Source organism: Bradyrhizobium sp. USDA 4503 (assembly GCF_054055815.1).
This window is the reverse complement of record NZ_JBSRXS010000001.1, coordinates 8,515,324-8,529,933: the sequence shown is the minus strand read 5'-3', so window position 1 is coordinate 8,529,933 and position 14,610 is coordinate 8,515,324. Positions and strand designations below refer to the sequence as shown.

Sequence of the window (14,610 nt, the reverse complement as noted above, 5' to 3'; positions counted from 1 at the left end):
ATCATCCGCCACGCCCCTATCCTTACCGACAAAGTCGGTCCAGGAGCCAGGATTTGTCGGCCGTCGCTCTCGAAACGTGGCATCGCTTCGACATTGCCCGAGTGGACGATCTCAGGAACGCCGTGTTCGATGCCGGGCTTGACGCCGTCCAGATGCCGGGCGCTGGCGTCCGCGGCAGCCTCGCGTTTGCGGCCCGGGATGGCATTATGTTCAGCAGCGGGCTGATCCAGGGCAATGCCGCGATCTGCGGCCCGCTTTCGAAAGACGCGATTACGGTCGGAGTGGGCCTCGAGATGGGTCCGGGCTCGCTTCTGTGGCTCAACCCGGTGATTGCGGGGAATGTCGTGGTCGTGCTGCCCGGCGACGAATGCGACGTCCTGTTGAGGGGCAATTCGCTCTACGTGACCGCAACCCTCACGGTAAAACAACTGAAAAAGGAGGTCGAACAGGAGAGACTCGCTCTCCGTCGCAACCTGACGAGCAGAACCGGGCTTCACATTGAACCGCTACCGCGTGATGCATTGATCTCGCTGAGGGAGCAGGTCGTAACCGTTCATACACCCGGCGACACTCGGGACAAGAGACTTGGAATTGGGAGGCGAATGCTGCGCACTCTCGTCTGTCACTACGCACAACTGCCCGATATCGGGGACGGCCGCATGCGGCCCGTTGGGCAGGCGCTGATCGTCCACGAAGCCCGTGACTATATCAGGCGGCACCTGACCTCGACGATCTCGGTTGATGACATCGCACGTGCCGCACAAACGTCGCCGCGTACCTTGTTTCGCGCGTTCTCAGAAATCCTGGGAGATACGCCCCGCGATTACATTCGTCGACTACGGTTGCACCGGATCAGGCGCGAATTGCTCTCGAACAGAACGACGACGGTGTCGCTTGCTGCGCAAAATTGGGGAATGGCCGGAGACCTCGGGCGACTGTCCAAGAACTATCGGGAATTGTTTGGAGAATTTCCGAGTTCCACGCTTGCGTCCGCTCGTGCGCTGCAGCGCAACGACACACTGGCGTGAGTGAGATGGCACGAACTACGTAGATGATTGGCACGAACTACGTAGACCGTTGCCTATCGTGAGCTAGCCTTCTCGCGACACTATCAACTCGCTCACCGTGCGGATAAGCCGGAAATCGGCGATTGTGGAGGATACGAGATGCTGAAACGTTTTGCAGTCGCGCCTGTCGTCCTGTCGACGTTCGTTGGACTCGTCGGATCGATGCCATCGGTTCAAGCGCAACAGGCCGACGCACCTCCCTTGGTCAAGCAGCTTAACAACGGAAACTGGCTTCCGCAGAAGGAAGCCGAAGACCTTCGGGACGAGTTGTTCTATCAGCGCGCCGTCCATTCCTACATGACGATGCTTCCCGTCTTGAACACCATCGGCATGCGCGATGGATCGGAGGCCGTGTTTGGGAAGGGCTATAACATCCTGCCGATCTGGAAGGACCGGATGGACGCGCGCACTTGGGTGCCGACCCCCAACGCCGACGTGATCTATTCCATGAGCTATCTGGATCTGAAGGAGACCGGTCCGCTCGTCGTGGCGGCCCCGGCGAACGTGATCGGCATGTTTACCGATTTCTTCCAGCGCACGATCACCGATGTCGGCCTGATCGGACCGGATCGCGCACGCGGCGGGCTCTATCTGCTGCTCCCGCCGGACTACGAAGGGGAAATTCCGCAGGGCTACTTCGCATTCAAGTCGCGTACCTACAATGTCCTGCTCTTCTTCCGGACCGTCATGAAGAAGGGCGAGAGCGCGCCCGATCCGAAGGCAGCCGTAGCCGCAGCCGAGCAGACGCGGGTCTATCCACTCTGGACTCCAGAGAAGGACGTCAAGCCGATGCAGTTTCCGAACGCGAGCGGCAAGCGGATCGATATGATGTATCCGGTCGACAACAAGTTCTGGAGCAAGCTCAAGGCATTCATCGATCATGAGCCGGCTTCCGCCATCGACCCCGAACTGCGCGGTGTGCTGGCGTCGATCGGTATAGTCAAGGGCCAGCCATTCAATCCAAGTCAGAAACAGCAGGCGTTGTTGCAGAAAGCGGTCGAGACCGCGCCGAAGATGATCCTGGCGATGCGGCAACTCGGTCGGCCGGACGAGCGCGACAAGTATTACAAGGACCGCCAGTACCTGAACACGTGGGCATCCGGCACTGCCGAATGGCTCCAGGACGGCTATCTCGATGTGAACCAGCGCGCGAGCTACTTCCAGATCGCGTTTTCGACGGCGTCCGCGATGGTCATGCGGACGCTCGACGCCGGATCGAAGTATCCGTTCACCATCCGCGATGCGAACGGCGATTTCCTCAACGGCTCGAATACTTACAAGCTCCACCTGCCGCCGAACCCGCCCGCAAAGCTGTTCTGGGCCGTCACCGCCTACAACATCACGGATGGGACGATGGTCGAGACGCCGCAATTGCTGCCGTCGATCAACAGCCTTGGCAAGGTTGCGACCAATAGCGATGGGTCCATTGATGTCTGGTTCGGCCCGACGAAGCCTGCCGAAGCTGCCGATACGAACTTCGTCCAGACGGTCAACGGACGAAACTTCCTCGCCGCAGTGCGTCTTTACGGTACGGGCGTCGAGTTCTTCGACCAGACCTGGAAGCCGGACGACGTCGTGAAGGTGAAGTGATGCGAACCCGCATCCGAACGTGATCCAGCTCAGCCTTTAAACTGAAACGGAGAATGCAATGAAGACCACGATCAATCAATCCGGAGCCAGTCGGCGCGACGCGATCAAGGGCGGCATTGGAGCGGCATCATTGGCCGTGTTGGGGAGCGGCGCCGCCGTTCCTGCTGCGGTCACAAGCGCTGCAGTTGCTGGCTCAATCGCCCCCGCGCAGGCTCAACGCCTGCCCGAGCCAGCGGGGCCGGATGTCACCGAGCCCGCGACTGGCGTCATCATGCAGCCCGACTACGCAAGGACGATTGCGCAGATGGCCTACGTTTGGGGCTGGCCGCTCGTGAACATGATCAACCGGCGCACAGCGATCACGCAGGCTCCGCATCCCGGTCATCTCAACGGCGTGCTGCCCGTTGCGCCGCGCGGCCAGATCGCGATGCTGGCCGATTACATCGAGCCGTCGCAAACCTTCGTCACCTGTCCCAATCAGGACGTGGTCTACGGTCTCGGCTTTTTCTCGCTCGATGAGGAGCCGGTCGTGATCCAGGTGCCAGATTTCGATGACCGTTTCTGGGTCTACGCGCTGTATGACGCACGCACCGATCAGTTCGGCAAGGTCGGCAAGCCATACGATACCAGACCCGGGTTTTACCTGCTTGCCGGTCCGAACTGGAAGGGCCTCAAGCCGGCCGGCATTACCGAGATCGTCCGCTGCCCGACATCACTCGCCAACGCGATTCCGCGTGTGTTCCAGGATGACACACCCGAGGACAAGAAGGCGATCCAGTCGGTGGTCAACCAGATCGTCGCTTATCCCCTGAAGGACTTCACCGGCAAGATGAAGACGATCGAATGGGCCAAAGTGCCGGATATCCCTGGGCCGAAGTCGAATGGTGAGGAAACCAAATGGGTGGTGCCGGAAAAGTTCTTCGATGAGTTCGGTCAGGCGCTCGACATTGTCGATCCGCTACCCGGTGAAGAGGCCATGTATGGGCAGTTCCGCCTGCTGCTCGACTCCGCGGCCAAGGATCCGGCGCTCAAGAAAGTGCTGATCGATACCGCGAACGAGACGGAAGAGAAGGTCATCAAGCCCTTCTTCCAGTGGAAGCATAACGGCCGGCCGGCCGGCAACGGCTGGAATCGCTCGACCAATAATGCGCAGTTCGGGATCGACTATTTCAACCGGACCGGAACATCTAAATCGAACATGTTCGACAACAGGCCCACAGAGACGCAGTATTTCTACACCGACAGCGACGCTTCTGGAGGAGAGCTCAACGGCGGCGGCAGCTACGAGATCACGTTCCCGAACGGCGAAGAGCCGCCAGTCAACGGCTTCTGGTCGCTAACGTTGTACAACGACAAGCACCTCTTCCATCCGAACGACCTGAAGCGCTATTCGCTCGGTACCAAGAACAAGAACCTCAAACGCAACGCCGACGGATCGCTCACACTATATGCGAGCGCGAAGTCGCCAGGCGGAGACAAAGAAGCAAATTGGCTGCCCGCGCCGGGTGGACATTTCTCGCTCTATCTCCGCGCCTATTGGGGTAAGGAGGGCATCCTCAACGAGTCCTGGAAGCCGCCGACTATTCGGAAGGGTACTTAAGGCTGACGCGATCGATGAGGTCTACTATCCGCGGAGACAGACCCCTCACCCCGCTTCGCTGCGCGAAGCCACCCTCCCCACATCCGCCTTCGCCAAGGCTACGGCGGACATGGGGGAGACGGTGCAGCTCGCGTGCGGATGGCAATGCCTCACTGCTTCGCCGGCTTCCTCCCGATCGGGTGGATGTCGATCGCGCGCAGGCGGCCGAGGCGGAGCACGTCCATCGACAGGCTCCGGTCGATCCGGCTGTGATCGAGCGCGCGGATCAGGTCGTCGACACCGTTGATCTCGATGCCGTCGAGCCTGATCACGACGTCGCCGGGCAACAGGCTGGCACGCGCGGCCGGGCTGTCCGGTTCGATCTGCATCAGGAGCGCGCCCATCTTGTTCTCGACACCGGCCAGCACCGCGTGGCGCCGCGGCACCGGCGCGGTCTGGCCGGCGACGCCGATATAGGCGCGGCGGACATAGCCATGGCGGATGATCTCCGACAGCACGAACTGCGCGGTGTTGCTGGCGACCGCAAAGCAGATGCCCTGCGCGTCGTTGATGATTGCGGTGTTGATGCCGATCACCTCGCCCTTCGACGACACCAGCGGCCCGCCGGAATTGCCGGGGTTGAGCGCGGCATCGGTCTGGATCACGTCCTCGATGGTGCGCCCGCTCACCGAGCGGATCGAACGTCCGAGCGCCGACACCACGCCGGCGGTGACGGTCGATTCGAAGCCGAGCGGATTGCCGATCGCGACCACCAGCTGGCCGCGCCGCAGCGTCTTGGAGTTGCCGAGCGACGCGTAAGGCAGATCGCGCGCGCCATCGGCCCGCAGCAGCGCGAGATCGGTGTCGGGATCGACGCCGAGCACATGGGCGTCGGTGACGAAGCCCTCGGTGTCGCGCAGGCGGATCTCCTTCGACGATCCGACCACATGGCTGTTGGTCAGCACGAAGCCATCGGGCGAGATCACGATGCCCGAGCCGAGGCCGCCGCGCTCGCGCGCATTGCGCACTTTCGGCCCGGTTTCGACCCGGACCACGGCGGGGCCGACGCGGTCGGTGACGTCGATCACGGCATTCGAATAGGCATCCAGCAAGGCCCGGTCGTTATCCCGGGCAGCATCGGCCGTTCGCGGTGACGGCGTGTCACCGGCGGTATCTGAGGTAATATCCAGCATGGCGAGAGTCCTTTGGTCTCCTCAGATGGTGACCGGCTCCCCGCGCCGCAAGTGGTTACGCCCTGCACCTGCCCGGATGGCTAGGGCTGCGTCTCTGACGCGCGATTGACTCAGTGCATTCCGGGGCTCGCGAAGCGAGAACCCGGAATCTCGATGCACGACCTCTGGATTCCCCGATGCGCGATTGCGCATCTGAGGTTCGCGACTTCGTCGCGCCCCGGAATGACGGAATGGACTGTCAAGTCACGGACACAACGCTAGGTCGCCCGCCGCAGCGTGCCGCCGCGCGCCCTGACCGGATCGAGCAGCGACCAGTCGCCCTCCGGTAGCACATGGCCTTTCGGGAACGGCGCGCGCAGCTCAAGCCCGAGCGAGCGCAGCACGCGGTCGTCGCGGTAGTAGCATTGCAGCACCACGCGGACGAGCGTCGCCGCGGCCGCGCCGCCACGGCTACGAAACTCCTGCGCCACCGCATCGCGCCCGGCATCGTCGAGCTCGGCGAGCGGCTTGCCCGCGAGATCAGCCAGATGATCCAGCGCCTGCGCGACCAGCACGGTGTCGCGGCCGAGCGTCGCCAGCATGTCGGCCTGGATCGCGGCATCGTCCGCCCCCGGCACCTTGTACTCGTCGCTTTCGGGAACGATCATCGCGGCGACGGTGCGCAGATCGGCGCGCTGGGCTGCGGTCAGTTGTTTTGCATCGGACATGGACGGTCTCAATCGAACAGATTGGCGAGGCGCTGCTTCATCTGGTCGGCGATGTAGAGAGCAAGGGCCTGGATGGTGGAAGTCGGGTTCACGCCGCCCGAGGTGACGAAGATGCTGCCGTCGACGATGAAGAGGTTCTTCACGTCGTGCGAGCGGCCCCATTCGTTGACCACGGAGCGCGCCGGATCGGTGCCCATCCGCGCGGTGCCGAGCAGATGCCAGCCGCCCCACGGGATCGGATCGTTGATGCAGATGTCGGTGGCGCCGGCGGCCTCGAGAATCTCCCGGCCGCGCGCCAGCCCGTGATCCATCATCTTCCGGCTGTTCGCGCTGATCGTGTAGTCGATCTTCGGCGCCGGGATGCCGTGGCTGTCCTTCAACACGGGATCGAGCGTGACGCGGTTGTGCTCCTCCGGCAGATCCTCGCAGATCGCCGATACCGCGAGACGATGGCCGTTGAGCTTGCGGAACACGCGGTGATGATCCTTGCCCCAGGGCAGGATGCCCTTCTGCTCGCTCGCGACCGCCTCGAACACCGGCCCGGCGCCGCGGCCGAACTGGATGCCGTAGCCGCGGACGAAGCCGCGCGACAGATCGGTGTCGTAGAACTCCTTGCTCCACAGGCAGGTCGGCGGCGCGCGGTTGCTGTCGGTCGGCTCCTTCACGAAGCCGTAGATCTGCGCGTAGGGGTGGAACATCAGGTTCTTGCCGACCAGGCCCGACGAGTTGGCGAGGCCATTCGGGAATTTGCCTGACACCGAATTGAGCAGCAGCCGCGGCGTGCCGACACCGTTGCAGGCGATGATGACGACTTCGGCCGGCTGAAACTGCTCGACGCCGTCCTTGTCGTAATAGACGACGCCGGAGGCCATGCCGTGCTCGTTGGTCAGGATCTCGCGTACCCGGCAATGGGTCTTGAGCTCGACCCCGGCGCGGACCGCGTGCGGCCAGTAGGTGATGTCGGTCGAGGCCTTGGCACCCTGCGCGCAGGCCGGCGTGCAGTGGCCGAGATTGATGCAGCGCGCCCTGCCCTCGTAATCCATCGTCGCCACGGTCGTGTCCGACGGCCACCAGTGCCAGCCGAGCTTGTTCATGGCCTTGCCGATCAGCGGGCCGGATAGCCCGAGCGGCTGCTGCGGCATCGGCGGGTGGCTCAGCGGCGACAGCGGATCGCCCGACAGGCCCGAGACGCCCATCATCCGATCGTTCTCCTCGAAGAACGGGGTGAGCGCGTCGTAGTCGATCGGCCAGTCATCGGCGACGCCGTCCAGCGTCTTCACCTTGAAGTCGGACGGATGCAGCCGCGGCCAGTGCGCGGTGTACATCACCGTCGAGCCGCCGACGGCGTTGAAGTTGACGACCTTGATCGGCGAATTGTCGTCGTTGATCGGATAGTCCTCGGGCCGCTTGCGGACATTCGGGCTCGACGACCACTCGCCGTAGAACTTCGCCTCCCAGTCGCGCCCGGTGCTCGGATATTCGGCCGGATTCATCCAGCCGCCCTGATCGAGGCAGAGGATATGCATCTTGGTATCGGCGAGGCTCCAGGCCACCGCGGCGCCGGAGGCGCCGGCGCCGATGATCAGGACGTCAACGGGATCGTTCTTCATTCTTGTTCCTTGATCTTTATGACCCCGTCATTCCGGGATGGTCCGAAGGACCAGACCCGGAATCTCGAGATTCCGGGTTCGATGCTCTGCATCGCCCCGGAATGACAACCCCACAACTTTAATTGACGATTCTCACCGGCAAGCTTCGTATACCGCGGATGAAATTGGAATAGAGCCTTTGCGGCGGGCCCATCAGCTCAAAACGCAGATCGCGCGCCAGAACCTCCTCCCAGAGGATGCGCAGCTGCTGCTCGGCGAGGCGATCGCCGACGCAGCGGTGGACGCCGGCGCCGAAGGCGAGATGCTGGCGCGGCTTGGCGCGGTCGATGATGAATTCATCGGCACGCTCGATCTTGTCCTCGTCGCGGTTGCCGGAGATGTACCACATCACGACCTTGTCGCCCTTCTTGATCCGGCGGCCGGCAAGCTCGACGTCGTTGCGTGCGGTGCGGCGCATGTGCAGCACCGGCGTGTGGTAGCGGATGGTCTCGGACACCAGGTTCGGGATCAGCTCCGGCCTCGCGCGGACCAGCTCGAACTGCTCCGGGTTCTCGCACAGCGCCATCAGCCCGGCCGACATCGAATTGCGCGTGGTGTCGTTGCCGCCGACGATCAACAGCCCGATCGTGCCGATGAACTCGCGCGGCTCCAGATTCCGCGTCGCGTCCGAATGCGCCAGCATCGAGATCAAATCGAAGGTCGGCGGCGCAACGGCCCGCGCGTCCCACAGCTTGCGGAAATATTCTCCCATCTTGACCAGTTCGGCGGTGCGTTCAGCCTCCGAACGCACCACCGCGTCGGGGGATTCGACGTTGGCGATCGCGACATCCGACCACCAGGTCAGCTTGGCGCGGTCTTCCGAGGGAAAATCGAACAGCGTCGCCAGCATCATGTTGGTGAGGTCGACCGAGACCCGCTCGGCCCAGTCGAAGGTCTCGTTGCGCGGCAGCGCATCGAGCACGGCTGAGGTGCGCTTGCGGATCAGGGCGTCGAAATTGGCAAGGTTCGACGGCGCTACGATCGGCGCCACCGTGCGGCGCTGCGCGGTATGGCCGGGCGGGTCCATGCGGATGAAGCTCGGCCGCTCCTGCCCCTTCGGCTGGTCCGCGACCTGGATACCGCCAAGCTCGGAGGCCGACGAATAGTTCTGGTGATCCAGCTCGACCGCGAAGATGTCGTCGTAGCGCGTCACCGACCAGTAGGGGCCGTAGGCCGACGCCCCGCAATAATGCATGGGATCGTCGCGGCGGAGCTGCGCGAACAGCGGCCGCCAGGTGTCGTCCTGATAAAGCCGGGGATTGCTGACGTCTATGGACGTCGGCCTGCGCAGCGCCTCTCCCATCGCTTCACTCCCGTTAGGTTCCGTCGCCGCTTGGCGGGCGATCGTCGTGTCGGGCCGACGATAAAGGGAATCCCGCGGCCGAGTAAAGCCGCGGGGCGGACAGTCCGCCGCGCGGAATGCGCGCGGGCCGACGCACCCGGCAAATCCCGATAGCTGCTCCGCTCCGCGATGTTTGTCGGCAGCAGGAAGACCGGTTAGCCTTGCGGGCAATCAATCCATCGGGGAGCAACGACAGGTGGCCGAATTGCGCCAGGACAACACCGCCCAGACGGCTGCGCTGGACTACGACGTCATCATCATCGGCGCCGGCCTGTCCGGCATGTACCAGCTCTACCGGCTGCGCGAGCTTGGTCTCAGCGCGCGCGTGTTCGAGGCCGGCACCGGCGTCGGCGGCACCTGGTACTGGAACCGCTATCCCGGCGCGCGTTTCGATTCCGAGAGCTATTCCTACGGCTACTCGTTCTCGAAGGAGCTGCTCGAGGAATGGGAGTGGTCGGAGCATTTCGCCGGCCAGCCCGAGACCTTGCGCTACTGCAACTATGTCGCCGACAAGTTCGATCTGCGTCGCGACATCCAGTTCGAGAGCCGGGTCGCGTCCGCGATGTACCAGGACGACACGCGAAGCTGGCAGGTCACACTCGAAAGCGGCGCGCAGCACTCCTGCCGCTTCCTGATCACCGCGATCGGCCCGTTGTCGACGCCGACCCTGCCGCGCATCGAGGGCCGCGACGATTTCACGGGCCAATCGTTTCACACCGCGCGCTGGCCGAAGGAGAACGTGGATTTCACCGGCAAGCGCGTCGCCGTGATCGGCACCGGCGCAACCGGCATCCAGACCATCCAGACCATCGCCGGCGAGGTCGGGCATCTCACCGTGTTCCAGCGCACCGCCAACTGGGCGGCGCCGCTGCACAACGGCAAGATCGACGCCGAGACGCAAGTCAGGATCAAGGCCGGCTATCCCGAGATCTTCGCGCGCTGCAAGGAGACCTTCGCCTGCTTCGTGCATACGCCCGATCCGCGCGGCGCATTCGAGGTGAGCGCGGAGGAGCGCGAAGCGTTCTACGAGAAGCTCTATGGCGAGCGCGGGTTTGGCATCTGGCAAGGCAACTTCAAGGATATCCTGATCGACCGCGCGGCGAATGCGACGATCAGCGATTTCGTCGCGCGCAAGATCCGTCAGCGCGTGAAGAACCAGGCGGTCGCCGAGATGCTGATCCCGAAGAACCACGGCTTCGGCACGCGGCGGCTGCCGCTCGAGACCTTCTATTACGAGGTCTACAACCGCGACAATGTCGAGCTGGTCGATATCAAGGAGACGCCGATCGAGCGGATCACGCCCGAGGGCATCCGGACGACCGACAAGGACTACGCCTTCGACATCATCATCTACGCCACCGGCTTCGATGCCATCACCGGCAGCTTCGACAAGATCGATTTCCGCGGCGCGCACGGTGCGCGGCTGAAGGAGAAATGGACGCACGGCCCGGAAACCTATCTCGGGCTGATGGTCGACGGCTTCCCCAACATGATGATGCTGATGGGCCCGCACACCGCGCTCGGCAACATCCCGCGCAGCATCGAATACAGCGTGGATTGGGTCACCGGGCTGATCCGCTTTGCGCAGGAGAGAGGCCTGACCTTCCTCGACGCCACGCCCGAAGGCACCGCCGATTGGACCGAGCATGTCAAGGCGCTCGGCGTCGGCCTGCTCTCCAACGAGGTCGATTCCTGGATGACCGGCATCAACCGCAACGTCGAGGGCAAGCAAACCCGCATCGTCGCCCGCTACAGCGGCAGCGCCCCGGCATATCGCGCGCGATGCGACGAGGTGGCGGCGAAGGGGTATGCGGAGTTGCGGTTGGGGTAACTCTCTCAATGACGCGAGACGCCCGCCCACCCGCCGCCGTCGTCCCGGCGAAAGCCGGGACCCATAACCACAGGGTTGGGTTGTTGAAGGAGGCTATGGCCCCAGCACCGTGCAACAATGACCATCGGTGGTTATGGGTCCCGGCCTTCGCCGGGACGACACCGAGTTTGATGCACGATCTGACTCGCCCTACGCCACCCTACCACGCATCGATGCACGGCCGCTTGCGGTGGGTCCGCGGCTCAGCTTTCGGCACCGAGCGCAGGCCGGCCATGATCCAGTGCCTTGTGTCGGCGGGATCGATCACCTCGTCGATCTCGAGCACCGAGGCGATCGAGACCGCCTTGCCGTTGGCGTAGAGCTCGGCGACCTTGGTCTGGAAATACTTCTCGCGCTCGACCGGGTCCTCGATCGCCTCCATCTCCTTGCGGAAGCCGAGGCGGACATAGCCTTCCAGGCCCATGCCGCCGAACTCGCCGGTCGGCCACGCCACCGTGAAGAACGAGGCGTGGAAGCCGCCGCCGATCATCGATTGCGCCCCTAAGCCATAGCCCTTGCGCAGCACGACGCCGAACAGCGGCACCGTGATGCTGGCGCCGGTGACGAACATCCGCGCGACATGGCGCACGATCGCGGTCTTCTCGGCCTCGGGGCCGACCATGAAGCCCGGCGTGTCGCAGAGCGAGACGATCGGGATGTCGAAGGCGTCGCACAGCTGCATGAAGCGCGCGGCCTTGTCGCCGGCAGGTGCGTCGATCGCCCCGCCGAGATGCTTTGGATTGTTGGCGATCAGGCCGAACGGCTTGCCCTCGATGCGGATGAAGGCGGTGATCATGCCGACGCCGAAATCCCTGCGGATCTCCAGCACCGAGCCCTCGTCGGCGATCAGGTCGATCACGCTGCGGATGTCGTAGACGCGCAGGCGATTTTCCGGGATCGCACGGCGCAGCAGCCGCTGGTCCGGCGCCTTCCAGTCCTGCACCGCGCCCTGGAAGTAGGACAGATATTTCTGTGCCACCGTGGTCGCCTCGGCTTCGTCCTCGACCAGGATGTCGATCACGCCGTTCGGCGACTGGAAGGAGACCGGGCCGACCTCGGCCGGATGGTAGACGCCGAGCCCGCCGCCCTCGATCATCGCCGGACCGCCCATGCCGATCGACGCATTCCGAGTGGCGATGATGACATCGCAGACGCCGAGCATCGCGGCATTGCCGGCGAAGCAATAGCCGGAGACCACGCCGACCACGGGCACCAGTCCGGAGAGTTTTGCGAACTGCACGAAGGACGGGCCGTCGAGGCCGGTCATGCCAAGCCGGTCGGTATCGCCGGGACGACCGCCGCCGCCCTCGGCGTAGAACACCAGCGGCATGCGCCACTGCTCGGCGAGGCCGAGCATGCGGTCGATCTTCTTGTGGTTCATATGGCCCTGGGTGCCGGCGAGCACGGTGTAGTCGTACGAGATCACCATGCAACGCGCGCCGTCGGCGCCGAAATCCTTGGCGTTGACGGTGGCGACGCCTGATATCAGGCCGTCGGCCGGCGTGTTCTTGATGAGATCCTCGACCTTGCGGCGGCGGCGCTGCGCCGCGATCGCGAGCGACCCGTATTCGACGAACGAGCCCTCATCGACCAGCTGCGCGATGTTCTCGCGCGCGGTGCGCTGGTTGGTCTTGCGGCGGCGCTCGACCGAGGCCGGGCGGTTCTCGTCCAGTGTGATCGCCTTACGCGCGATCAGCTCGGCGAGGTCAGGCCGGATGTGATCGAGATCGATCGCGGCCTCCTCCGCCGCGTGATGGCCGTCGACCTCGGCAGGCTCGAGGAACAGGATCGGCTCGCCATGCATCAGGGTGACACCGATGCCGCCCGCGATCCTGGTCACCCGGCCGCCATGTGGTGCGGTGACGAGATGCTCCATCTTCATCGATTCCAGCACCGCGATCTGCTGGCCGGGCCGAACCAGATCGCCCTCCGCGACCTCGATCGCCACGATCGTGCCCTGCAGCGGCGCCGGCACCGGGAGCGATCCCTCGGGCGCGGCTTCGACAGCAACGGCCTTGGTCGCAGCCGCCTCGCTCACCTCGATCAATGGTGCGGCGAGATCCTGCGCCGCGCCGACCAGCGCCGCAACATGGGTGTCGATGAAATTGGTGCTGATCTTGTTCCGGCCAAAGCTCTGGTGCGCCAGGATGGCGCCGAGGAACGGGATGTTGGTGGCGACGCCGCCGATCCGGAATTCGCGCAAGGCGCGCGATGCCTTGTGCACCACGTCGGTCCACTTTGGGCTCGGCGAATGCACGATGACTTTTGCCAGCAGCGAGTCGAACGCGGCAGAGGTCCGGTAACCGGAATAGCCGAACGTATCGACGCGAACGCCGGGGCCGGACGGCAGGTCGAACACACTGAGCGTGCCGCCGGTTGGCTTTGTGATGCCCTTCTCGTCCATCACCTCCATGTTGACGCGAAGCTGCATCGCATAGCCGCGCGGCAGCGGCACGGTGGCCTGCGCCAGCCCAAGCGAAGCGAGCGTGGCGCCGGCGGCGACCGCGAGCTGCGCGCGCACGAGGTCGACGCCGAGCACCTCCTCGGTGACGGTGTGCTCGACCTGCAGTCGCGGATTGGCCTCGATGAAGGCGAAGGCACCCTCACCTTCGCCGGCTTCGTCATCGACCAGGAATTCGAAGGTGCCGAGGTTGTCGTAGCGCGCAGCCGTGGCAAGCTGCTTCGCCGCCTCGATGATGCGCGCGCGCATTCCCTCGCTCAGCGACGGGCTCGGCGCCACCTCGATGAGCTTCTGGTTGCGGCGCTGGATGGTGCATTCGCGCTCCCAGAGATGGCTGATGGCGCCGTAACGGTCGCCGATGATCTGCACCTCGATATGGCGGGCCTTGCGGATCAGCCGTTCGACATAAACGGCATCGCTGCCGAACGCCGCTTTGGCCTCCGACTGGCAGCGCGCATAGGCCTCGTCGAGCTTGGCGGCATCCTCGACCACCCGCATGCCGCGCCCGCCGCCGCCGGCGATCGCCTTGATCATCACGGCGGCGCCGGCGCCGAGCGCGGCGAAGAACGTCTTTGCCTCGTCGAGACTGGTCGCGCCTGATGTGCCGGCAATGATCGGGACGCCGCATTTTTTCGCCAGCGCCTTTGCCTTGGCCTTGTCGCCGAACAGATCGAGCGCCTCTGGCGACGGGCCGACGAAGGTGATCTTGTCCTCGGCACAGCGCCGCGCCAATTGGGTGTTCTCGCTGAGGAAGCCGTAGCCTGGATGCAACGCGTCGCAGCCCGCGGCCTTGGCCGCCGCAACCACCGCCTCGATGTCGAGATAGGCCCGCGCGCCGCGGCCGGGAATCTCGCGCGCCTCGTCGGCGGCGCGGACATGCAGAGAGGCGGCATCATCGGCGGGATAGATCGCGACCGTGGCGAGGCCGCTGTCGGCAGCGGCACGGGCAATCCGGATCGCGATCTCACCGCGGTTGGCAATCAGCAATTTCTTGAAGGACATGATCGGTTCCGTAAGTTTGCTCACCTCGTCCCGCTTGCGGGGAGAGGTCGAAATTTGCGCGCAGCGCGAATTTCGGGTGAGGGGGACTCTCCGCGAACTCGCCTGCGGAGACTCCCCCTCACCCGAAGCCTACGCTTCGCTTCGGCTTCG

At 64.3% G+C, this 14,610-nt stretch carries 9 protein-coding genes; 4 read left to right on the top strand and 5 right to left on the bottom strand.

All coding sequences use genetic code 11. The features are described from left to right. Positions 1-53 precede the first annotated feature (53 nt). From ACVMIH_RS40065 to ACVMIH_RS40055, 3 genes are all read left to right on the top strand, one after another. On the top strand, positions 54-1,028 hold the full coding sequence (locus ACVMIH_RS40065) for a helix-turn-helix domain-containing protein (protein WP_456784241.1): 975 nt from the start codon (positions 54-56) through the stop codon (positions 1,026-1,028). 201 nt (positions 1,029-1,229) lie between these two features. Then, the gene (locus ACVMIH_RS40060) at positions 1,230-2,657 is read left to right on the top strand and encodes a DUF1254 domain-containing protein (RefSeq protein ID WP_253626007.1); all 1,428 of its coding nucleotides are present in this window, start codon (positions 1,230-1,232) and stop codon (positions 2,655-2,657) included. 58 nt (positions 2,658-2,715) lie between these two features. Beyond that, positions 2,716-4,257 carry a DUF1254 domain-containing protein gene (locus ACVMIH_RS40055; RefSeq protein ID WP_456866141.1) on the top strand — a complete coding sequence of 514 codons (1,542 nt, stop codon included), beginning with the start codon at positions 2,716-2,718 and terminating at the stop codon, positions 4,255-4,257. Between the two features lie 149 nt (positions 4,258-4,406). Here the strand turns inward: ACVMIH_RS40055 and ACVMIH_RS40050 are convergent, their stop codons facing one another. From ACVMIH_RS40050 to ACVMIH_RS40035, 4 genes are all read right to left on the bottom strand, one after another. Beyond that, positions 4,407-5,429: a S1C family serine protease gene (locus tag ACVMIH_RS40050; RefSeq protein ID WP_456866138.1), complete on the bottom strand. Its 1,023-nt coding sequence runs from the start codon at positions 5,427-5,429 to the stop codon at positions 4,407-4,409. A gap of 257 nt (positions 5,430-5,686) precedes the next feature. Continuing rightward, on the bottom strand, positions 5,687-6,136 hold the full coding sequence (locus ACVMIH_RS40045; protein ID WP_456866135.1) for a hypothetical protein: 450 nt from the start codon (positions 6,134-6,136) through the stop codon (positions 5,687-5,689). 8 nt (positions 6,137-6,144) lie between these two features. Further along, positions 6,145-7,746 carry a GMC family oxidoreductase gene (locus ACVMIH_RS40040; protein ID WP_057017568.1) on the bottom strand — a complete coding sequence of 534 codons (1,602 nt, stop codon included), beginning with the start codon at positions 7,744-7,746 and terminating at the stop codon, positions 6,145-6,147. A 118-nt stretch (positions 7,747-7,864) separates the two neighbouring features. Next, positions 7,865-9,088, bottom strand: a complete 1,224-nt coding sequence (locus tag ACVMIH_RS40035) for a cytochrome P450 (protein ID WP_456866132.1) — start codon at positions 9,086-9,088, stop codon at positions 7,865-7,867. Positions 9,089-9,323: 235 nt separating this feature from the next. Here ACVMIH_RS40035 and ACVMIH_RS40030 point away from each other — a divergent pair, with 235 nt between their 5' ends. Further along, positions 9,324-10,958, top strand: coding sequence for a flavin-containing monooxygenase (locus ACVMIH_RS40030; protein ID WP_057017570.1), 1,635 nt, complete (start codon positions 9,324-9,326; stop codon positions 10,956-10,958). A gap of 199 nt (positions 10,959-11,157) precedes the next feature. Here ACVMIH_RS40030 and ACVMIH_RS40025 read toward each other — a convergent pair whose 3' ends face one another. After that, the gene (locus tag ACVMIH_RS40025) at positions 11,158-14,460 is read right to left on the bottom strand and encodes a carboxyl transferase domain-containing protein (RefSeq protein WP_057017580.1); all 3,303 of its coding nucleotides are present in this window, start codon (positions 14,458-14,460) and stop codon (positions 11,158-11,160) included. Positions 14,461-14,610: the final 150 nt, after the last annotated feature.